Origin of the sequence: Pontimicrobium aquaticum, assembly GCF_005047595.1 — a bacterium.
Taxonomy (GTDB): domain Bacteria; phylum Bacteroidota; class Bacteroidia; order Flavobacteriales; family Flavobacteriaceae; genus Pontimicrobium; species Pontimicrobium aquaticum.
This window is the reverse complement of the sequence record NZ_SUPL01000002.1, coordinates 534,910-558,657: the sequence shown is the minus strand read 5'-3', so window position 1 is coordinate 558,657 and position 23,748 is coordinate 534,910. Positions and strand designations below refer to the sequence as shown.

Annotated in this window: 14 protein-coding genes and 1 pseudogene; 6 read left to right on the top strand and 9 right to left on the bottom strand. The window is 36.1% G+C overall.

Translation table 11 applies throughout. From position 1 onward, the window contains the following. From E5167_RS05455 to E5167_RS05415, 9 genes are all read right to left on the bottom strand, one after another. Positions 1-3,376, bottom strand: a 3,376-nt coding sequence (locus E5167_RS05455) for a hypothetical protein (protein WP_169301378.1), incomplete at its 3' end; no start/stop codon positions are given. A 12-nt stretch (positions 3,377-3,388) separates the two neighbouring features. Beyond that, positions 3,389-3,859 carry a hypothetical protein gene (locus E5167_RS05450; RefSeq protein ID WP_136841814.1) on the bottom strand — a complete coding sequence of 157 codons (471 nt, stop codon included), beginning with the start codon at positions 3,857-3,859 and terminating at the stop codon, positions 3,389-3,391. An 11-nt stretch (positions 3,860-3,870) separates the two neighbouring features. Then, positions 3,871-9,216 carry a hypothetical protein gene (locus tag E5167_RS05445; RefSeq protein WP_136841812.1) on the bottom strand — a complete coding sequence of 1,782 codons (5,346 nt, stop codon included), beginning with the start codon at positions 9,214-9,216 and terminating at the stop codon, positions 3,871-3,873. Between the two features lie 6 nt (positions 9,217-9,222). Further along, positions 9,223-9,882 (bottom strand): hypothetical protein, encoded by a 660-nt coding sequence (locus E5167_RS05440; protein WP_239021950.1) that lies wholly within the window; start codon positions 9,880-9,882, stop codon positions 9,223-9,225. Between the two features lie 6 nt (positions 9,883-9,888). After that, positions 9,889-10,518, bottom strand: coding sequence for an OmpH family outer membrane protein (locus E5167_RS05435; RefSeq protein ID WP_239021949.1), 630 nt, complete (start codon positions 10,516-10,518; stop codon positions 9,889-9,891). A gap of 437 nt (positions 10,519-10,955) precedes the next feature. Beyond that, the gene (locus E5167_RS05430; RefSeq protein ID WP_136841810.1) at positions 10,956-11,537 is read right to left on the bottom strand and encodes an outer membrane beta-barrel protein; all 582 of its coding nucleotides are present in this window, start codon (positions 11,535-11,537) and stop codon (positions 10,956-10,958) included. Between the two features lie 261 nt (positions 11,538-11,798). Beyond that, positions 11,799-12,281, bottom strand: coding sequence for a hypothetical protein (locus E5167_RS05425; protein WP_136841808.1), 483 nt, complete (start codon positions 12,279-12,281; stop codon positions 11,799-11,801). A 4-nt stretch (positions 12,282-12,285) separates the two neighbouring features. Continuing rightward, positions 12,286-17,019: an RHS repeat-associated core domain-containing protein gene (locus E5167_RS05420; protein WP_136841807.1), complete on the bottom strand. Its 4,734-nt coding sequence runs from the start codon at positions 17,017-17,019 to the stop codon at positions 12,286-12,288. Between the two features lie 12 nt (positions 17,020-17,031). Then, positions 17,032-17,502 carry a hypothetical protein gene (locus E5167_RS05415; protein ID WP_136841805.1) on the bottom strand — a complete coding sequence of 157 codons (471 nt, stop codon included), beginning with the start codon at positions 17,500-17,502 and terminating at the stop codon, positions 17,032-17,034. Positions 17,503-17,889: 387 nt separating this feature from the next. On the opposite strand from E5167_RS05415, the pseudogene E5167_RS05410 reads away from it, so the two are divergent. From E5167_RS05410 to E5167_RS05385, 6 genes and pseudogenes are all read left to right on the top strand, one after another. Then, positions 17,890-19,129 (top strand): annotated as a pseudogene (locus E5167_RS05410) (IS3 family transposase). A gap of 681 nt (positions 19,130-19,810) precedes the next feature. Further along, positions 19,811-20,050, top strand: coding sequence for a DUF7672 family protein (locus tag E5167_RS05405; protein WP_136841803.1), 240 nt, complete (start codon positions 19,811-19,813; stop codon positions 20,048-20,050). Between the two features lie 24 nt (positions 20,051-20,074). Further along, on the top strand, positions 20,075-20,803 hold the full coding sequence (locus E5167_RS05400) for a nitroreductase family protein (RefSeq protein WP_136841801.1): 729 nt from the start codon (positions 20,075-20,077) through the stop codon (positions 20,801-20,803). A gap of 120 nt (positions 20,804-20,923) precedes the next feature. Beyond that, a complete protein-coding gene (locus tag E5167_RS05395) occupies positions 20,924-21,682 on the top strand; it encodes a T9SS type A sorting domain-containing protein (protein ID WP_136841799.1) in 759 nt (252 codons plus the stop codon). A gap of 118 nt (positions 21,683-21,800) precedes the next feature. Beyond that, positions 21,801-22,688 carry a sugar phosphate nucleotidyltransferase gene (locus tag E5167_RS05390; RefSeq protein ID WP_239021948.1) on the top strand — a complete coding sequence of 296 codons (888 nt, stop codon included), beginning with the start codon at positions 21,801-21,803 and terminating at the stop codon, positions 22,686-22,688. An 8-nt stretch (positions 22,689-22,696) separates the two neighbouring features. Further along, positions 22,697-23,746 carry a phosphotransferase enzyme family protein gene (locus E5167_RS05385; RefSeq protein WP_136841797.1) on the top strand — a complete coding sequence of 350 codons (1,050 nt, stop codon included), beginning with the start codon at positions 22,697-22,699 and terminating at the stop codon, positions 23,744-23,746. Positions 23,747-23,748 lie beyond the last annotated feature (2 nt).

Here is a 23,748-nt window from a genome sequence, read left to right as displayed (position 1 = left end):
TAATACGCTTTAATTGGTTGGGCTTACTCGTATAATAATCATAAGTAAGGTCATCCATGTTGCTACTCCCATTGTTGTAGTTCTTCTTACGTGTCAAACTCTTGATGTTGCCATTGGCATCGTAGGTTAGGCCTGATACCTGGTAATCGTTGGTGCCATGTTGACTAAAGCTTATGGTCGCCCCTGCATTGGAGGTACCATAGTCAGCTTGCTTCAGCCAATTGTTCTTGTTGTACGTGTACTTATAGGTGTCTATATTGGTACTGGCCGCCGGCTCATCGTTCATCCAACGGATGTTACCTATGTTCCCGTTCAACTGGTTATTGGTGGAGGCATTTTTAAGGCCGTTGTAAGCTGTTCCCGTTCTACTGTAATCTTTGTTGTGGTAGTCGATCAACATCCCAAAGACATCGGTTTTAAACCCTGTAGTCCCTGGGCTATCGTTCCCTGGGTCCTTAAACCCTGTGCTTTGAGGGGAGTTAATGGCCTTTAACTGTCCATTGAGGTTATAGACATAGTCTATCCCCTGTAAATCTTCTGCAATCTCTGTGCGTTTTAATGCCCCATTGTCATAATACTCGTATTCGGCCTGTATAGCATAAGTAGAACCATTCGTAGAGGTTTCCACTTTTACAAGTTCGTTGACATTGTTGTACGTATATTTATGTACGTAGCGTTCGCCAGATACATGTTTCTGGTAATCTACTTTTGTTACGGCCCCTGTTGAAAAATCGTAGGTATAGTCAATGGTTTTTGTCCCCAAGCCTTCTATTTTCTGCACCAACCATGTGACCCTGCCATATACGTCGTAACTATACCACGTAGTAGTTGTTGCCGGTCCTTGGGTATAGGTCTTACTTACATTGCCCGTGACAAACTTTTGTATTGGATAATTCGAGGTCGCTATACTTGAAGCTGTTAAGGCGGCATGCATCCCTGTGGTATCTAGTGTATCATATACGGTTAAGTGTTGTTCTTTCTTGGTCCCTGACACCAATGTCCCATCTGGGTCCAAGGTGCTTATAGCTGTATTGGTTTCTACCACACCGCTTTCTATAGGCCTGCCAAAGCCATCATACTCTGTATAAGAGATCTCTTTTGGTGAAGCAGCGGACTGCTTGCTGTTCTGTGAATAACGTATCTGGCCATCTTTACGATAGGCAAATTCAGCAGTGCCCTCATCTGGGCTGGTAGTGCTCAACAGCTGCCCCAAGGTGTTATAACTGAATGTGCTCTCCAATCCATGGTTCCTTGTAGTGGTACTTAAACTCAAGGTGTCATCAAACCCCAAGGGCTGTACGCTCTTTGTCAACCTTCCTGCTTTATCGTAATAGTTCAAACTATAGTCGTAATAGTTCACCTTGTACTTGACAGCTACTTGGCTCTGGTCATTTATAAGCTCAATAGCTCCGTTGTTTATGGTCACATATGGTACCGGGTTTTTATAATATTCATTAGAATCAACTTCTTCAACGCGGTAAACACCAGAATTCAAATAGGTTGACACCCCAGCATTGGTTTTTACTTTTAATTCCGTCACCAAGTCATAAACATCAAACCTCGCGTCTGTAGGCCCTTCAAAATATACTGTGCCATCACAACCTACTGGGATATGGATATCTACAAAGCCCTGCTCGCCTATTGGTGATACCACATCGTACTTTTGTAGAGAAGGGGTCTCTTCATTCCCACTTCTAGCCGCTGCCAAGGTCTTTCCATCACTATCGGTAAAGACCACGGTCTCCACACCATGCACATCCCTACTTATTGTTTTTGTCCCTTTAATGAGCACTGCTTCTGTCAACGCATCTGAACAGGTGGTAAATGGGCCACATTCAATGAAAGCAAGGTAATCTGAATTATCCCGTATCCCAGAGGCACGGCTTAATATTTTATAATAGCTTTCATCCCCGTCTACATCCATTTTGTATATTTTATTTACATCCCCTAAATACCCACTCATTATATACACATTATTGTACGTGGTACTCGTAGCGCATGTATATGGATCAATCTTTACAATAGTGTATAAATAGTCACTCCCTGTTGTTGAAGCATTGTTGGAGCATTCTTCAGCGATCAATAACATATAAGGGTTAAACTCATCAGGCCCATAGGCATAATGCAGTTCTTGTGCTATGGGCATGGTAAAGGTATAGCCATTGGCCCACTTATCAGTTCCATTGACGTCCACTTTGTTGCCTCCTATTGTCCTTAAGACGCTACCAGGGTTCAAGGTACTGTAAATCTGTCTTACAAAGGGGTAGTCGGTCACATCCTGATAACTCTCAGAAGTATTGCTACTGCTATAATACCAACCCAAAGTGTTGGACTGTGTGCCCACTGGTGATGGGGACTCTGGATCGGTCTCAAAATCCGAAGCCCCATAAATCGTATTGTTGCTGTTCTTGATAAAGTTGAGGTTGTACAATAAACAATCGGTATCGTTTATTGGGGCACTTAAACTTTGGAAGGCTGGCCTACCATGACTGTCGTATATGGTCTGGGTGGCCCACACTATATCTTTTGACTTTATTGAGTGCATATCTTCAGTTTGTGTCTGTATGGACTTCCCTAAAGTATTAAAGTACGCTTTGGTATGTCCTTTTAGAGTCCCGCCTAAATCATACGTTTTTGTAATAACCCTATTGATGTCTTCATCATCACAATTAGCACATCCATTACTGTTTGTAGAATAGACAGTTGGACAGAGATCATCGCTATTGTCCACATAGCCTGCAGGTTGACTACAAGCGTACTGAGTGGTAAATGGGTCCCCATAAGTGTCCCCATCACCATCGGCATACCAAATGGTGGGCTGGTCAATGGTATAATTGACCGTTCTGGCCGAACTCCATTGGCCCGACTTCAAAGAACGTAAATAATATACCGTACCTGTGGTAAGGGTTATAGTGCTAGCTGAATTGCCAGTACTGGTCCCATAACTTGTGCTTTGCCAATAATAGGTCTCCCCGCTCGGAGGGGTGCCCCTTGTCAATACCGTATTTCCACAATTCTTTGTTATTGTAGGCATTGGGGGTGTGGCTGGGGGACCACTGCTGACAGAAACGTTCTTTGTCCCATAATAGGCATCCCAATCCCCCTCTGCATCGTATGTGACCGAATTTGTACCTGTCGAGGTCCAGGTAACGGTCACCGATTGTTCTTGTATGTTTGATCTAGTGCCTCCGTACACGAACCAGTGGTAGAATATCATATTGTCATTGATGTTCACACTATAATAGTCCACATCATTCACATTGGCTGTCGATGGCCCATAAATGGTTGTTTGGGCCTGTAGGCCAATTCCAGATATCCAGCTAAACACACACACTAGGATAAGTACTTTTGTTTGTTTTTTCAATATATGTTTCATCTTATGCTGGTTTTAATTGGATACCTTATCTAAATACCAAGTGCCCAACAATTGTTTAGCTTCTGGATTTGTCTGTAAGTGGAGCTCTAAATTTTGATTGCTGACATTCCCCAAAGTGTGGGTTAGCGTCCTGCCATCGGCAACAAGCTCCAAGGTCACCCCGTCTTGCTTTAAATTCCAAGTGCCAGTGACCTGCCTCTGCGCATTGACAACCAAAGTATAGCTCCCATCTGCCCCAAAGATTATCTTGCGCTGGTTGAAGGAGCTTTGTAAACTCTGCTTCCTCTCAGTGCCCAGACCATCATAGTACTGCCTCGCTTCCTGCTTTAGGTTGTTGATCGTCTTATTGTAGTCCAAAACCCATGTCCCTATTAGCTTTTCATTTTTACTGTTCCCCTGGGCATTGACCCCAGTGCTTAGCATTAGCACCAAAACCAATGTTGAAAAAGTTAATCTTAATGATATCCTGTCTGTCTTAATCATTGTTCCTTGTTTTAATAAAGTGGAGGATTGCTGCAACAGTCTCCACAGTCAACTGTGGACATCCCTTTATAATAATATTCATTCTCTGATATGAGCTTAAACCCTCCGTTAGCTCCAGTTTGATTTTCTACCTCAGAATATACTTTGCAAAGTCTCCCTGCTGGGTCATATATATATAACGTTGCCATATTGTTAGCGTCTAATATATATTTTAAAGCATCTGTTTCTTCATCATAAACAAAACTGTTCATGTTGGAACTGACTGGATGCATTCTAAAATCATCAAAATAGTAGCCTATGCTAATAGAATTTGTAACATATATATTAACACTAGTATTAGCCACCAAATCAACATAGTAATTATATTGCTTCCACGCACCAGCTTCGACAGTCTCACCAAGGGTAACTGAGGAACTATTAAAAATTAAATCAGCACCCATTTGAGAACTCGCTGCTTTGTCATGCGAATACATCCAAAATGACACCTTGTATTTCCCTGGTCTAAAATCTTTAGATAGATCATTAGAGTTTAAACCAACATCACCTGAAATCTCAAATGTTTTTCCATTGATTGTAGTATTCTTTACTGAATACTTTCCTGTATGTGCATAAGAGGAGTCTCTTAAATTGGCACCCAACACTTCTCCTTCAAAGGTGTTTCCTGATGCTACATTTTCGGCACCGCTATAATACATTTCAGAATATCTTGCGTTTCCGCTTGCAATAACCTTACTATAGTTGTCTGCCATTTTTGAAGAGGCAAAATTATTATTGATATCTCTCGTCTCAACTGGTGAGGACCAATGCGTATATCTGGTAATTTCAGAAACATTTTGCCAATTGGAACTAGTAGGTACACCTGTACTCCAATTAAAGTAATCGTTGGTTTCATTTACGGTTGTTGAATAGCTTCCATCTGTATTATTAACATCATCCTTCCAAATAAAGGTCTTATGCTTTCTCCAAACTGGATCTTCGTTGGCAGCTACACTTTCCACACCATAATCATCACGATAACTCCAGCTATCATTCCATGTATTAATTGACGCATTGAGTGTTTTATAATTGCTACCGTCATAGTATTTTGAAATGGACATGGCTTCTTGAGTCAACATATTCTTGTTTGCTGGATCTATGATTTTAGATTGCATATCTGGGTATTTTTCGTAAGCAGGCAATCTAACGTCTTCCCTAAGGCTGCCATCTGCCATTTTGGATCTGCTTTTTCTAAAGCTACCAAGCCATGGATCAACATCAGAATACTCGATATAATTTTGCAGTCCACCACTTGTCGTTATAGTCTTTTTAATCATGTTATTATATTCAGTTTTTGAAGAGACACTTAAAAGACGTTTCTCATCTATAACAGTAGTTCCATCATTATTTGATTCAAAAACAGATTTCATAGAATTAAAAGTTTCTTTTAGATATCCCTTATTTGGTTCCTGATTAACAAGAATTTCACCATTTATATATTGATATTCAGTCTTTAACATTACTTGACCTATACTATTTAGATTTTCAATGGATTTTATTTGACCAAGTAGTGCTGTGTTTATATTAATATCTATTTTTTTTGCAGTGACTTCCCTTGAGTTTGTACCATCCAATCCACCAAAATTTTCGGTTACTTCTGCCCAGAAAATTTCATCTTCACCTTCAGCCCCTGCATCCATAGCTTCCATAGCTATATTTGGATTAAAAATATTATGGACTGGTTTTAAAACATGATGTCTGTAACGAGTTTCAGAATCATAATCTCCACTATTAGAAGTTTCTCTCATAGTGACATACTCATACATAACTCCAGGTACGGGAATTTCTGATTGGTATGGCACATATTTTTGGCCATTAATTGGTGCATAGGATGTAATTCCAGAACTTCTAGTGGAATTAGGCATAGTATAATCGTATGTAACTTTGTAAGTATTAGAATTATCAATGGTTCGTAGTTCGCTAACTCTCAACCCACCTCCTGTTTCATCCTCTGGAACTCTACTAGCAATTAGAGTATACTTTTTAAGAGTATTATCAGTTCCTGAAACTTGAGGAGCATTACAATACCCCTCATTAAAAGGACTCCTCCATGCCCCACTGATTTCGCTCCATCTTTCGACAGTATACCATGGTGTGATGCTACAATCTGTTCGAGTTCCACTAGCGGCAGAATCTGGGATGTCAATTCTTATAATTTGATTGACTGTATCAATAGATAAGACTTCATATTTTCCAGCTACAAAAACATAACGAGTATTATTTGGACCAGGAGGTCTTCTATCGTATGTGGCATCTAAAAACACTTCATCTCCAACAGAGAAATAGTCTTCAAAATCTAAAGAATCTCCTATGTAATTAGGGTCTTCTCTAAATTCTATATAACGATCTCCATTAGTATCGTCAAATCTGAATTGGAGTTGTTCATTTCTCCAATACCTTCTAGAGAAGGCCTCGGTATAATAATCGTCTTCTTCATAGTTAATTTCAATTTTAGCTCCTGTAGGCATAGTTATTTCCTTTAGACTCCAGGCCTTGATAGCATTATCTCCATTATGTGTTCCTTGTAAGAAACCCCATGCATCAGCTTTAGATTTTCGTGAAGCAATTTCTGTTTCAATGATTGTATTACTAGGATTACCTGATAAAGAATTGTAGGAAATATTGTCTTTGTTTTCCATATAATACTCAAAAAATGTGGCTGGCATATATTCAGCATTTCCTTTCCCTTTTCTTTGTACACTATCTAGCGTTAATTTTCCTTCATACGAATTGAAACTTGTATTAGCATCTAAAGAGGAAGGTGAGCTTTTTGCTAATTTGTACGAATGGTTTAGCTCGACAACTTCTAATGCATTTTGCGTTATAAAAGAAGTACTTACATCGTTAACATCTAGAACTTTGGATTCATTATGGATGGAGTAAGTGTAACCTGTTCCATAAACACTTTTAAAGTCGTCTGATTCCCATCCTGGACTACAAGTGTCATTAGCTGAATAGTTATCACCAATATATGCTGAGCCTAAGCTCCCTGTGGTGTTTTTTGACAACGTCTTACCTATATCTCCATCAACCAATACTATTTTTGATAGTTTTAATGAGTATTCCTTTTTGTACTCAACATCTAATTCTCTTACATAAACAGAATCATCAGTATAATTTAAACTACTTGAATTTGCACCTCCTCCGGTATTTCCAATAGATATGTTATTATCATTTGTAAATTTAAACTTCAGAGCCTTGCCAAAAGCATCATGCCTAAGCTCCTTTACAAATAAAGCTGTTTTGTTTTTAGTGTTAATTTTATCTAAATAATAAAGTTGCTTTCTCCCAAAAGAGTAGCTCCCTTTATCTTTATCTTCAACTGTATTTATCAAATTTGTATTATATTCATATACATTGTCTTGGTAGGGACTTCTCCATACAAAACCATCACTCCATTTTCCATACTCTAATTCTACCCAATAACCGTAATCTGATTTGTCAAAGAGACCGTTACTATTAGTATCTATATAGTCAGACCCTGTAATAGCAGTTAATAACCAATGTGTTGCATATCTTGAATATTGACGCTTTTCACTAACATCATCAATATCAAAATTTAAATCTTCTTGCCCATCTATTTGCATTCGATGGATTTGTTCGAAATGATACACTGGTAATGCAAAGTGATAGGTTTTTCCATCTGGTGATGTAACCTTATAACCCCCTATGCCATCAGGGTCAAACTTATCAATATCATCTCTATCCGCATTAGGAATTGTTGCAGGGGAAATTAACCCTCGTGAAGCTGCATGACCACTTTCTATTTGAGAATTTGTAAAGACTTCTACGAAAGTAGGCGACTTAGCACGTCCATAACTATTACTAAAACTAGAACTATGCGTACCTTCATTTACAATATCATTCAAATCATTAGTTCCCGTTGTTATTGAAGACATAGAGGTTACTTCGTTCTTTTCAACACTACTGAATTGACCATCAAAGTAGAAATATAAGTCGTTCGAACTATAATTATTATCAGGATTCCCTAATTCTCTTTGTGCAAAATCACCAGAAAGCCCAGAATGCCAAAACACATGAATATTATCTCCATCAATATTCTTTAATCTTTGTCCTTTACCTGCAATAGATGCATTTTGAAAAACTCTAGGTGTCATATTACCCATCAACCCTTGAGCTGCAACATTATAATCGTCGTATCCCAAAAAAGTAAAGTTGATGTTCTCTATGTCTTTTGTATAATCACTAGCGAAATCTTCTTCTTGTTGAGGCAAGCGCGTTGAATAGGTATCCATTGATTTTTCTCGTACCATATAGTCTGTAAACTCTTCTGCATAGTTAGGAAGACTTACAATTCTAGATGTCCCACTGGTTATACTATCAAATTCGCTTGAATATAATGCTCCCCATTCTTCGTTTCGAAATCCCTTTTTTATATTTATTTTTACTTTAGTTTTTTTAAAACCTAGAGTTATAGGTATCCCTACCACATGAAGTGGTAAAGCAATACCTGATGATTGAGAATTAATACTGGCATCTCCTTCCGAAAAACTTTGGGAACTCATCCCTACACCGCCAGAATTTCCAGCCTTATTGGTATTATTATTTCCAGCTCCTCCAACACTCATTCCTCCATTAAAAGAAAATCCAGCTCCTACATAAGCTCCATTATCTCCTAGCGATTTCCCTATCCCAGCCCCTAAATTCCATTGACTTTTTAGCGAATACGACACCCCAGCTCCTGCGCCTAATGAACCTACTACAGATCCTCCATATCCTAAACCAATGGATGCATCACCTGTAGTGCTAACACTGCCAGAAATACCAGCTCCCTTTATCATCCCGTTAAACCCAGATCCTAATCCTAAACTAGCATTAACCGAACCTGATAATCCTTGGCCTCCACCCCAATTAAGTCCGACACCAATACTTGCTGCTGCGGTAATCCCTAACTCAACACTAATTCCGTAGTGCCTAGTTGTTTTATCATATGAGGTAAAATTTATTCCTAATCCTTTTTTCCAGTCATCTGGAGTATTAGTAACTGATCTATTGATAGCTCCTGGGTTTAAATACCAACCTAATCCTACCCATGAAGCATCCAAATCTGATGTTATTCCAGCGTGATATGACATACTAATAGGAAAACCTTCAACTGACATTAATGGTAGCACATAAGATAAATTCCCATTAGTTAAATTGACCATATCTGTAGCGTCCACTGGTTCAAAACCAGCAGCTTCAGGTGATCCAGGCCCATTATTGTTGGCAAACAATAAGTTTATTGGAATGATAGTAGTTAAAAAATTAAGTGTTAGAAACACTGCTATAACCTTGTGTGAGTATTTTGTTTTTCTCATTTTTCCTTATTTAAATGATAATGTGGGTTCATTTTTAATTTTATTGGTCATGATCATAAAATTTACTTCTCCTGTATGAAGACCTAAATCTTCAACAGTAAAACTTAAATAATCTTCATTAATGTATTGTGGATCTCTAGGATATATGAACATCATTGTAGTTGCCTTACTCATTCCATACATTCTGGGATAGTTATAATCAATCATTTCAATAGTATCATTCTTGTTTGTTATGAGGTGTACTTTGTTTTTCATTCCAAACAATAATTCATTAGCCATGGCTCCAAATTCATTTCTGTTTTTGGGGATAGCACTCAATAGATCTTTGTTGTTTTTAGACATACTAAGGTTGAAATAGAGATACTTTGAATACTTATCTCTTAATCTATTTATGTCCACACTGTCTGTACTTTTTAATTCTTGATTTACTAAAATATCAGTCGGCCTATAGGTAAGTGTATAGTCTATGCCATTTATAGATTTACGCAATGTATAGCCATTTGCATCATCATTCACGTATTCTAACAACGCTATTTCATCATCAAAACTTTTTACGGAGCATCCATAAAAAACTATACTCATCATAAGTACTGCCATTACTTTACAGAAGAGCAACCGAAAAGTTGAAATGGTATTAAACATACTATAAATCGATCTTGACTTCATTTATTTCTATTCAACCTTCCCATTATATTTAGCATTCAAACCTTCCAAAATGACTTTGGTTAAATCTGCCCCGTCGTTGGCATACATAATATTTCCCGCTCCACTGGCTCCAAAAATGATTTTATAATTATGTTTTTTTCCGTAATACTTTACATAATCATTAATATCATTGACAACCGTTTGTGAAGCTTTTTGATCCTCCTCCTGAATTTGCTTTTGAATTACCTGTTGATAATTGTTAAGCTGCTGTTGTTTATTATTTAAAAGCTGTTGCTTAAGCTCAAGTTCTTTTTGAGTCATTTTGGAACGCTCCTTTTCGTAAGCTTTAAGTTCTTTTTGCCAATCAACCATTAAACTATCAACATTTGCATTTAATGTTTTTGCTTTTGTTTCAAACTCGGCTCTCACATTTTTTGTTCTATCATAACCTTCTATTAATTTGTTGACATCAACATAAACCTGCTCGGAAGAAGATTGCATATTAAAAATGGTAAATACGCAAAGAAGGATTGCGATAACTGATAATGGTAAAGAGATTTTATTCATGCTCAATGGATAATTTATAATGACAGGTATAAAATTAAAAAGAGCATCAACTTTCTTATAAGAATAAGGCTTACAAAAAAAATCCATCATGATTTTTTTTGTAAGCCTAAATTAGTTTTGAGCTCTTATTTCAATTGCATTAGTACTGTCAGTAATCCAATTGAGAACTAATATTGTTATAATAATAAACTACTATACTTATAATTGTATCTTACAACAAATTTGATTGGATTAATATCTGATATGAACAACACTAATTATCTCTAGTTTTTTTGATAAGAGCGGACATTAAGTAATAAGTTTAATCTTAAGGTAATGATAAATAAACTAAATGAAGATCAACATTTTTAAATTTTATTAATTTCTATTTTACTTAAAATCATTGTGTTTTGAGTAATAAGCTTTATAGGTGAGGTACTGTTTCCTCAAACAGAGCCTATAGTAAAAAGGAGTGCTTACCCTATTAAAAGTAAAAGTTTTTAAACCAATAAAATAGTTAATGTATTATTTTATGTATAAACTTTATTTTACTTAAAATAGTAACCCAAACTTAATTGTAATACTGTATTTGAAATGGAGCCATAACGAATACTCGTTTGATTATTCTCTAGATCAATTAATTTTGCAATGCCTTGGTACATATTGAATTCTACAAAAAATTTATCGAAATCATATCCAAAACCTACGTTTAATCCGAAATCTACTTTATTTTCTATGTCTCCAATGTCTATATCTCCCTTTTTAGTCGAGAGTAAATACCCAACTTGAGGACCAGCAATTATGTAAGGTTTAGAAAAGAATTTAAAGTTAAGAGGCAAATTGATATAACTGAGTTTATAATCAATACCAAAAGCTGAAGAATCACCTGTACTCTTTTTTCTATCTCCTTGTAATGAAAATATAATTTTAGGTCTAAATATAATGTCATTAGAGATATTATACTGGTATAGTCCACCTAAATGAAAACCAAATGCTTTATCAATAGATGCTTTTTCTAAAAAACCATCACTAAAGGACGAATTGCTAATTCCTGTAATTACTCCAAATTCATTTTGAGAATTGGATAATAACGAGCTCAATAAAAGCCCTATAACTAGTAGTTTTTTCATGTGTTTTAAATTTGGTGTATTTACAATAAGCTAATGTATGAAAAATCACTAAAATATTTTTCTTAATCAAGGTTCCCAAATACCTTTTTGTATCAATTTATACCAATCCTACTCTTTTAAAAAGATTACTTACGGCTAATTAATCAAAACGCCTCCATCCCAGTTTCACCATCCTTTTCCTGTCCCTGATATTTGTAACGGCACCACCTTCAACATTACGTTAGGCATCGCCATACCTCCAGAGGTCTATTTTGCTATACTCTAATTTGAACGATAGCCCTTAATTAAATCAATATATTTTCCGTGATTAATTAAGGTATTCACATGATCAAAGGTAAAATCAACAATCTTCTTTTTTGAACAAGCAAAAACAAATTCGTCATCAACATCGAAAATCATAAACTTATCAAAAGTAGAATAAAAAATAATGAATGAAGTGAATTGGTAAAAATGAGTATACTTTTTATCCATAAAAAAATCCATTGAATTAATTGACTCTAATTTTTCACCTGATTTCAAAGGAAATTCTCCTACAAATATTTCTAACTTAAATTCATCAAAAAAAGAATTAAAGGCTTTTAATTTGGAGTCTAATGGAATTTTTTGGTTATACCAATCAAGTACATAAACATAGTATTCTTCTTTAAACCAAAAGTTTTCTTTGAAATCTAGGTTTGAAATAAAATTATTCAAATCAAATTTTTTATAAAATTTTTTCTCAATATCTTTAGTTACTTTTTCCATGTTCTTATTTAAACCAAACCGATACCCCATCTTTCATAAAGGTATCAAAAATTTTATATTCACCTGATTTAGATTTTCGCATCATTATTGTTTCAACACCATTTGATAGCTCAATTAATTTATCAGTTTCACTATGAATTTTAAAACCTGATCGAATTAAATGATTCTTCACTTGATTGGCTGTCATGCCTTTAGTAACAATCATTTTTAGACCTTGCTTAACCTTGTTGCTTTCTGAAGCTAGATTTACGATTTCAGAAAAACTCGTAATTTTTGAAGTCCCCCTTACAACTTGAGATACTGCAGTCGGCCCATATCCTAATCCAGAACCAAACAAGCCATATTCTGCTCCAGCTTTATAGACAGACCCAACCCTTTCACGCATTATTTCTGCGTTAATAGCTCGCATTTCCCCAGCTACTTCAGCAAATTCCTCTCTAAAATCCCTTAGAGGTTTAAAAAACTCACTTGAAGCCTTAGTTGTTTTACTTCTGAGTTTTTGCAAAGAATTCCTGTCATCAAAAAGTGAGATTGCATCCAGTTGGAAAGGTGTTTCCAAACTTAAATCCCCATCAATGGTCTTAGACCAAGTTTTCCCAGCTGCATCTGTCGCTGTTCCTCCAAGAACTGAAAATTCACAGTCTCTACCGCTCTTGTTGATACATCCACCACTAGGATCTACATTAGATATAGGGTTATTTCCATTGGCTAGGTAAGGCGAAAAAAACTCTCCATAAGGATCAGGGCTAATCCATCTCCCAATTCGAGAATCATACATTCTTAATTGAAACGAATTTTTACCAGATATCTCAGGCTCCTTTTCGGCGTACTCTCCCTGATAGCCATACCTATAACCACCTTCTACATTTCTGTTTGGCATCGGCATCCCAAAGGGATAGTAATCCGTCTTATTGGTCACTGTTAATGCACTGCTGCCATTTTTTACTACCACAGCGCGTACATTGCCCAAGTGGTCTGTTAACTGGTAAGCATTAGTGCCCCCAGACCTGTAATGTACACCCAGCCTGCTTGCACCATAAATGGTGTTCTCCTTGAGCGTACTGTTCTCATAGACCGCTAAAATACTTCCAGCTGCGTCCCGTACATAATAATCACTCCTTGTCAATGAACCACTTGTGTAAATTTCTTTTTTTACACGGTGTCCTCTATCATTATAAAAGAACTTTACCAAAGGTACATTATTTTTCTTTATCTCGGTTACTAGGCCACTGGCATTGTAATAATATTTTAATTGGTCATGTTTGTTCTCAATTAATTGGCCTATGCCATTGTACACATAATTATCTGTAAAGCTATGCGTGGTGATGTCATCCGCATTGACAGCATCACCTGCCCCATCTAAAATACGCTTTAATTGGTTGGGCTTACTCGTATAATAATCATAAGTAAGGTCATCCATGTTGCTACTCCCATTGTTGTAGTTCTTCTTACGTGTCAAACTCTTGATGTTGCCATTGGCATCGTAGGTTAGGCCTGATACCTGATAATCGTTGGTGCCATGTTGACTAAAGCTTATGGTCGCCCCTGCATTGGAGGTACCATAGTCAGCTTGCTTCAGCCAATTGTTCTTGTTGTACGTGTACTTATAGGTGTCTATATTGGTACTGGCCGCCGGCTCATCGTTCATCCAACGGATGTTACCTATGTTCCCGTTCAACTGGTTATTGGTGGAGGCATTTTTAAGGCCGTTGTAAGCTGTTCCCGTTCTACTGTAATCTTTGTTGTGGTAGTCGATCAACATCCCAAAGACATCGGTTTTAAACCCTGTAGTCCCTGGGCTATCGTTCCCTGGGTCCTTAAACCCTGTGCTTTGAGGGGAGTTAATGGCCTTTAACTGTCCATTGAGGTTATAGACATAGTCTATCCCCTGTAAATCTTCTGCAATCTCTGTGCGTTTTAATGCCCCATTGTCATAATACTCGTATTCGGCCTGTATAGCATAAGTAGAACCATTCGTAGAGGTTTCCACTTTTACAAGTTCGTTGACATTGTTGTACGTATATTTATGTACGTAGCGTTCGCCAGATACATGTTTCTGGTAATCTACTTTTGTTACGGCCCCTGTTGAAAAATCGTAGGTATAGTCAATGGTTTTTGTCCCCAAGCCTTCTATTTTCTGCACCAACCATGTGACCCTGCCATATACGTCGTAACTATACCACGTAGTAGTTGTTGCCGGTCCTTGGGTATAGGTCTTACTTACATTGCCCGTGACAAACTTTTGTATTGGATAATTCGAGGTCGCTATACTTGAAGCTGTTAAGGCGGCATGCATCCCTGTGGTATCTAGTGTATCATATACGGTTAAGTGTTGTTCTTTCTTGGTCCCTGACACCAATGTCCCATCTGGGTCCAAGGTGCTTATAGCTGTATTGGTTTCTACCACACCGCTTTCTATAGGCCTGCCAAAGCCATCATACTCTGTATAAGAGATCTCTTTTGGTGAAGCAGCGGACTGCTTGCTGTTCTGTGAATAACGTATCTGGCCATCTTTACGATAGGCAAATTCAGCAGTGCCCTCATCTGGGCTGGTAGTGCTCAACAGCTGCCCCAAGGTGTTATAACTGAATGTGCTCTCCAATCCATGGTTCCTTGTAGTGGTACTTAAACTCAAGGTGTCATCAAACCCCAAGGGCTGTACGCTCTTTGTCAACCTTCCTGCTTTATCGTAATAGTTCAAACTATAGTCGTAATAGTTCACCTTGTACTTGACAGCTACTTGGCTCTGGTCATTTATAAGCTCAATAGCTCCGTTGTTTATGGTCACATATGGTACCGGGTTTTTATAATATTCATTAGAATCAACTTCTTCAACGCGGTAAACACCAGAATTCAAATAGGTTGACACCCCAGCATTGGTTTTTACTTTTAATTCCGTCACCAAGTCATAAACATCAAACCTCGCGTCTGTAGGCCCTTCAAAATATACTGTGCCATCACAACCTACTGGGATATGGATATCTACAAAGCCCTGCTCGCCTATTGGTGATACCACATCGTACTTTTGTAGAGAAGGGGTCTCTTCATTCCCACTTCTAGCCGCTGCCAAGGTCTTTCCATCACTATCGGTAAAGACCACGGTCTCCACACCATGCACATCCCTACTTATTGTTTTTGTCCCTTTAATGAGCACTGCTTCTGTCAACGCATCTGAACAGGTGGTAAATGGGCCACATTCAATGAAAGCAAGGTAATCTGAATTATCCCGTATCCCAGAGGCACGGCTTAATATTTTATAATAGCTTTCATCCCCGTCTACATCCATTTTGTATATTTTATTTACATCCCCTAAATACCCACTCATTATATACACATTATTGTACGTGGTACTCGTAGCGCATGTATATGGATCAATCTTTACAATAGTGTATAAATAGTCACTCCCTGTTGTTGAAGCATTGTTGGAGCATTCTTCAGCGATCAATAACATATAAGGGTTAAACTCATCAGGCCCATAGGCATAATGCAGTTCTTGTGCTATGGGCATGGTAAAGGTATAGCCATTGGCCCACTTATCAGTTCCATTGACGTCCACTTTGTTGCCTCCTATTGTCCTTAAGACGCTACCAGGGTTCAAGGTACTGTAAATCTGTCTTACAAAGGGGTAGTCGGTCACATCCTGATAACTCTCAGAAGTATTGCTACTGCTATAATACCAACCCAAAGTGTTGGACTGTGTGCCCACTGGTGATGGGGACTCTGGATCGGTCTCAAAATCCGAAGCCCCATAAATCGTATTGTTGCTGTTCTTGATAAAGTTGAGGTTGTACAATAAACAATCGGTATCGTTTATTGGGGCACTTAAACTTTGGAAGGCTGGCCTACCATGACTGTCGTATATGGTCTGGGTGGCCCACACTATATCTTTTGACTTTATTGAGTGCATATCTTCAGTTTGTGTCTGTATGGACTTCCCTAAAGTATTAAAGTACGCTTTGGTATGTCCTTTTAGAGTCCCGCCTAAATCATACGTTTTTGTAATAACCCTATTGATGTCTTCATCATCACAATTAGCACATCCATTACTGTTTGTAGAATAGACAGTTGGACAGAGATCATCGCTATTGTCCACATAGCCTGCAGGTTGACTACAAGCGTACTGAGTGGTAAATGGGTCCCCATAAGTGTCCCCATCACCATCGGCATACCAAATGGTGGGCTGGTCAATGGTATAATTGACCGTTCTGGCCGAACTCCATTGGCCCGACTTCAAAGAACGTAAATAATATACCGTACCTGTGGTAAGGGTTATAGTGCTAGCTGAATTGCCAGTACTGGTCCCATAACTTGTGCTTTGCCAATAATAGGTCTCCCCGCTCGGAGGGGTGCCCCTTGTCAATACCGTATTTCCACAATTCTTTGTTATTGTAGGCATTGGGGGTGTGGCTGGGGGACCACTGCTGACAGAAACGTTCTTTGTCCCATAATAGGCATCCCAATCCCCCTCTGCATCGTATGTGACCGAATTTGTACCTGTCGAGGTCCAGGTAACGGTCACCGATTGTTCTTGTATGTTTGATCTAGTGCCTCCGTACACAAACCAGTGGTAGAATATCATATTGTCATTGATGTTCACACTATAATAGTCCACATCATTCACATTGGCTGTCGATGGCCCATAAATGGTTGTTTGGGCCTGTAGGCCAATTCCAGATATCCAGCTAAACACACACACTAGGATAAGTACTTTTGTTTGTTTTTTCAATATATGTTTCATCTTATGCTGGTTTTAATTGGATACCTTATCTAAATACCAAGTGCCCAACAATTGTTTAGCTTCTGGATTTGTCTGTAAGTGGAGCTCTAAATTTTGATTGCTGACATTCCCCAAAGTGTGGGTTAGCGTCCTGCCATCGGCAACAAGCTCCAAGGTCACCCCGTCTTGCTTTAAATTCCAAGTGCCAGTGACCTGCCTCTGCGCATTGACAACCAAAGTATAGCTCCCATCTGCCCCAAAGATTATCTTGCGCTGGTTGAAGGAGCTTTGTAAACTCTGCTTCCTCTCAGTGCCCAGACCATCATAGTACTGCCTCGCTTCCTGCTTTAGGTTGTTGATCGTCTTATTGTAGTCCAAAACCCATGTCCCTATTAGCTTTTCACCTGTATTGTTCCCCTGGGCATTAACCCCAGTGCTTAGCATTAGCACTAAAACCAATGTTAAAAAAGTTAATCCTAATGATATCCTGTCTGTCTTAATCATTGTTCCTTGTTTTAATATTATATGTGTCAAGTACTACTACCCAACAATGCACTATTAGCATTTAAACCTAACACTATTACACTCCTTAGCACTTATCTTCTTTTTCTGAGTAAGAGAAATAAGAAGAGAGTGCGAATGTATTAGCATCAATAAATAAAAATCATAATTAAAATACGTCCTTAAAACTAAGAGGTTGCTTACGCATTCTTATAATAAAAAAGCTTATAATAAAAGTCTGTTTTGGCTTTTTTTTATAAGAGCGCATTATAATTGATTAATTATCTAATTGATTTAAAACAAAGAATATTTGTAAATAAAGAATGTGGACTTCCTATATTAGACTGGACAAAAGGTTGCGAGATTTAGAGTTAGAAAAATTAACTTTGAATCATAAAAAAAAGAAACAGGATCTATAGTCCATCATTTAAACAAAAGGCAGTAGAATTAAGCATTACACGAGGTAATATTAAACAAGTATGTGATGAATTAGACATTCAGTATTCAGTGTTACATCGTTGGCGTAAAGAATCAGATGCTTATGGTAAAAATAGTTTTCCAGGTCGAGGGATCCCAAAATTAGCAGATAAGCAAAAAGAAATAGCTTTACTTAAGAAACAATTAAAAGATATTTCATTAGAAAATGAGATACTAAAAAAGACGGTGAGCATCTTTTAGTTCATAGTTTGTTATTTTAAATTAAGGAATTCATGAATGCTTTGCATTTCCAAGAGCGACAAGTAAAATATAGGTTTATAAAACATCATAAATTTAAGTTTTCAGTCGAGATGATGTGTAAAACTTTAAAAGTAAGTAAAAGCGGTTATTATAATTGGTTAAAATTGGAGCCATCAAAACGTTGGCTAGAGAATCAAAAATTATCAACACATATTAATCAAATATTTGAAGATAGTTATCAAACCTATGGATCACCAAGGATTAAAGCTGAGTTAGAAAAACTAGATTATCATGTTTCCAGACCAAGAGTAGCTAAAATTATGAGAGCTAATTATTTAGTTGCTAGAAAACATCGTAAGTTTAGGTTCATGACAGATAGTAATCATAATTATCCAATAGCTCCTAATATCTTAAATCAAAACTTTGATGTACATAGGATAAATCAGGTTTGGGTATCAGATATGACCTATATACAAACTGGAGGGGGTTGAATCTATTTAACTGTTATTATTGATTTATTTAATGGTTGGGCTATGAGTGATAATTTAAGTACAGAGTGTACCATTATTCCAGCATGGAATATGGCGGCTAATAATCATAAAATCACTAAAGAACTAATTTTTAATTCCGACAGAGGAACGCAATATGCCAGCTATAAGTTTACTAACATGCTTAAAAAGTATGATGGATTAGTAAAACAATCGATGAGTAGAAAAGGAAATTGTTGGGATAATGGAGTAGCTGAAAGCTTCTTTAAAAGCCTAAAAGTAGAATGGGTATATAAACATGAGTATGACTTAAAGCCTCAAGCCGAACTTTCTGTCTTTGATTGGATATAAACTTGGTATAAAAAAGAAGAAGAAGAAGAAGAAGAAGAAGACATTCTTATTTAAACTATAAAACTATTAATGAATTTAATTTAGAAATGTATAATCAAAATCTAGCTGCATAATCTCGCAACTAATTGTCCACTTTTTTATTGCAAGTCTACCTTCCACTACCATGTAACATTCAGAAGGAATTTGTCCTTCTCTTAACAAAATTGTTCCTTTTTTAAATTCGTCCACAATACTTTTTCAACAAGCAATTCAACTTCTTCTTTTTTCAATAACTTAAATTTGCTTATTAATTTTCTAATTTTATCTTTTAGATTAATCGAACTATTATTTTATAACCCACGATGTGTGTGTTTACGTTCTGTTGCTAAGATAGCAAATAAACTGGACTGCAAATATAAAACCTTTCAAAGTTGAGAGTATGATGTTTCCGATCCTATTGTTATAATGATTAGCGGATTAAGGAAAGTGAGTTTTTTAAAATTGTGGTTGTGCTCAATATTCTTTTCAAACCAAATGCATTTTCCGAAATAAAGAAGAACTTAATACAGTGAAAATGACCGAGAAAATATTACAAATCTATTATTTTAATAAAAACCCTTCAAAAATAAACCCAAATAATAATAAACTATGTTAAAAATGTTAAAGTTTTATATAAAGGGGCTAATTCGGGGTCACTAGATTTTCTAACATTTATAACCCCTACAAATACAGCAATTAATAATTTTTCGATAGTCTCGGCGACTCCACAAATAAAAGCCACAACATTTGTTGTGGCTTTTTAGTATCTTACTTTCATGATAAAACTATATACAATTGGTATTTTTATTTTGATTGTTGCAATTATTGCCAATGCAATTGTTATTAATATTGGCCTTAAATCTTGGTACGACTTTATTGAACTACTTACTAACTATGAATTTACAGTTTTTAAAGAAATTAATGTACTTGACTTTTTATGGTTGTTTATTGGATATCCTATGATATTAAGTTTAGGATATGTGTTAGGAAATAAACTGTATTCAATCATATTTTAATTAGCTTTACTAAAAAATTAATTCATGGAAAAAACCGTATCTGAAGCTATAGCCTACAGGCGCTCTTGTAGAGTTTACAAAGATGAACCAATAGACACAAACAAAGTAAAACAATGTATTGAGAATGCAACATTAGCTCCTACTAGTAGCAATTTACAGTTATGGGAATTCTATCATGTAACTGATAAGGATGTTATTGAAAAATTAGCCGAAGCGTGTTTTAACCAGAATGCTGCAAAAACAGCTCAACAATTAGTTCTAGTCGTTGCAAGAAAAGATTTATGGCGTAAACGCTGTAAAGCAAATATTAATTTTCTAAATAAAGCCTTTAATAAACCTGATTTAGAAGATAGACTTGTGAAGCGCAAAAAAATGGCCATGAACTATTATCAAAAAGTAATGCCTTTAACTTATTTTGATTTTCTGGGAATGGTTGGAATACTAAAATATCTTGCCCTTCAAGCGGTTGGGTTATTTCGTCCTGTGTACAGGCAAACAAGGTCAAGCGACATGCGTATTGTAGCACATAAAAGTGCTGGATTGGCAGCACAGAATTTTATGATGGGTATGGCTGCCATAGGTTACGATACTTGCCCTATGGAAGGCAGTGATACACTTAGGGTAAAACGTACTTTAGGTATACCTTGGCGTGCTGAAATAAATATGATCATTAGCTGTGGGCTAAGAGATGACAAGGGTATTTATGGCCCTAGGTTTAGAGTACCTTTTGAAGAAGTTTACAACGTTGTTTAAGGCTTTTGTTTATTTATTATTGTAAGTTAATTCTTTACAATAAAATCATTTTATCGATGTTATTTGTTTTTTATCTGTATTTTTTATACTTTTATAGTATATTTAAAAATCCTTATAATTATGAAACAAATTTACATTATTACAATTGTCTGTTTATTGAATTTTAACTTTCTAAACTCACAAACAGTAACTGTTAATGACAATACACCTAATGCTACAAATACAATTTACACTTTTACTTACACAACAACAGGAGAAATAGGAACTTCAACTACTACACCAAATATATTTCTTATGAACCTCCCTTCTGGTTTTCCATCTATAACTAATACTATTGCTGACTCTAATCTTTTAGGTTCAAATGTAACGCTAAAAGTAAACGGAACACCAATTACCATTGATGCTACTACTTTTGGGACAATTGGAGGAGCATGGTCAGGTGGGATACAAATGTCTGTTGCTGGTGCTTCCGTTGGGCTTACCATTCCAGCCGGAGCTACTATTGAAATCATTATTACAGATTTAATAATAAACCCTACAACAACAGGTCCTTTTACATTTGATTGGAAAACAGCAAATGGTGGAGGAGCATCTACAGAAGATTTTTCTGCAACTTTAACTACTTTATCAACAGATAATTTTATTAGTAACAAAAATGTTAGAATATATCCTAACCCTTTTAATGATTTTGTAAATATACATCTTGAAAGTAATTCAAAATTTGAAGTTTACAACTTGTTGGGCAAACGAATTTTAACCCAAAGTATTAATAAAGGTAATTCCAAAATAAATATATCTGAATATGAAGCTGGTGTCTATATTTTTAAAATTATGAATGAGACCGGTCAGATTAAAACAATGAAAATTATTAAGAGATAATTTATAGAATAATTTCTAAAGAATAGTCAAAGTAAAATTTTACTTTGGCTATTTTATTTTATAATAAGTTTATATACTTCTTCCTTTTAAATCTATATTTTTACAAAAATTTTAATTTATGACTTTATTACTTATGGCCGCTGGAAGTGGCAGTCGCTACGGAAAACTTAAGCAATTTGATGACCTTGGACCTGCAGAAGAATTTTTATTGGAATTTAGTATTTATGATGCTATTCATTGTGGGTTTACTCATATTGTTTTAGTCACCAAAGCCGAAAATAAAGCCTTTCTAGAAAACTATTTGTCTCCAAAATTACCAAGCTCCATCAAATTAGATGTCGTGGTTCAAGATATAAACGATCTGCCACAGGGTATTTCAATAGATACATCTGAAAGAAAGAAACCATGGGGAACAGCACACGCTGTATGGTCTGCCAGACATGTTATAGATTCTGATTTTGTAATTATTAACGCTGATGATTATTATGGTAAACAAGCCTTTGAAGGGGCTGCTAATTTTATAAACAACAACAGTTCTAAGACCACTTATGCCATTGTTGGTTATAATTTAAAGGATACACTATCTGAGCATGGATCGGTTTCCAGAGGTGTTTGTAGTGTAGATAATGACCATTTAGTATCTATAGAGGAACATACAAAAATTGAAGCTGTAGATGGTGAAATTGTCGATACAGAATCTGGCAATACATTGCATCCGGATACTATAGTCTCTATGAATTTCTGGATTTGCAATACCTCTATTTTCGATTATATTGAAACCTATTTCAGTAACTTTTTACAGATACCTGAAAATCTGGAAAAAAGCGAAATCTATCTTCCGTTTGTAGCCCAGGAAATGATGGCAAATGGTCTAATAGACATTGATGTGATAACAACAAATAGTAAATGGTTTGGAGTCACCTATTATGAAGATAAAGCAGAAGCTGTTAACACACTACAACGCTTAACCAACGAAAACAAATATCTATCACCGCTTTGGAAATAAACTAATGTATGAGCCTTGATATATTAAACGATATTGCAAGTCAGTTTAACATTAACACTTCCAATATCACCTTTAAACCCATCATTCAAGGTTATATAAACGATACCTATCTTGTTGAGCAAGATGCTTCGCCTATGTACGTATTACAGCGGCTAAACAGTCATGTGTTCAACAATATTACCGGACTTCATAAGAACATGGAGAATGTGTTGAAAATGCTTAAGGCCGAAGATTATAAAACGTTGCAACTCATACCCACTAAAAATGATCTCACATACTATCGCTACAAAGATGGTTTTTGGAGGTTACTATCATTTATACCTAACAGTGTTGCTTATAACATTACATCTAATACTAAAATTGCATTTGAGGCAGGAAGGATTGTAGGCAAATTTCATAAGTTACTTGAAAATGAAGATATAACAAAGTATGAAGAGCCTTTACCTAACCTTAACTATCTTCCTTTTAGAATTGATGAATTTAAAAAAGCCATAAAAACGACAACTAAAGAACGTTTACAAAAAGCCCGCTTAGAAATAGAATTTGCCAAACACCACTTACATAATTTTGATACGCTTTATAATGCACATTTACCCTTTAGAATTTGTCATAACGACACCAAATTAAACAACCTACTTTTCGACCAAAATAATAAAGGGTTATGCCTTATAGATTTAGACACCATCATGAAAGGATATTTTCATTATGATTTTGGAGATCTGGTAAGAACTGTTATTAGTGAAGCTAATGAAGATGAAAAAAACCTTTCAAAAATACAGTTTAATATAGCCCTTTTTAAATCACTTGTAAAAGGTATTACCAGTAATGGTATGTTATTGACAAAAAAAGAGATTGCTTTTTTACCTATTAGTTGTGTTTTAATGCCTTTTATGCATGGCTTGAGAGCACTAACCGATTACTTGAACGGCAATATTTATTATAAAGTAAGTTACCCTGAACAAAACCTGGATAGGTCTAAAAGTTTATTTCGATTTGCAACTTTAGCTACTAAAAAGCAATCTGAAATCAAAGCAGTTATTGATTTTGAATTGAATTAAAA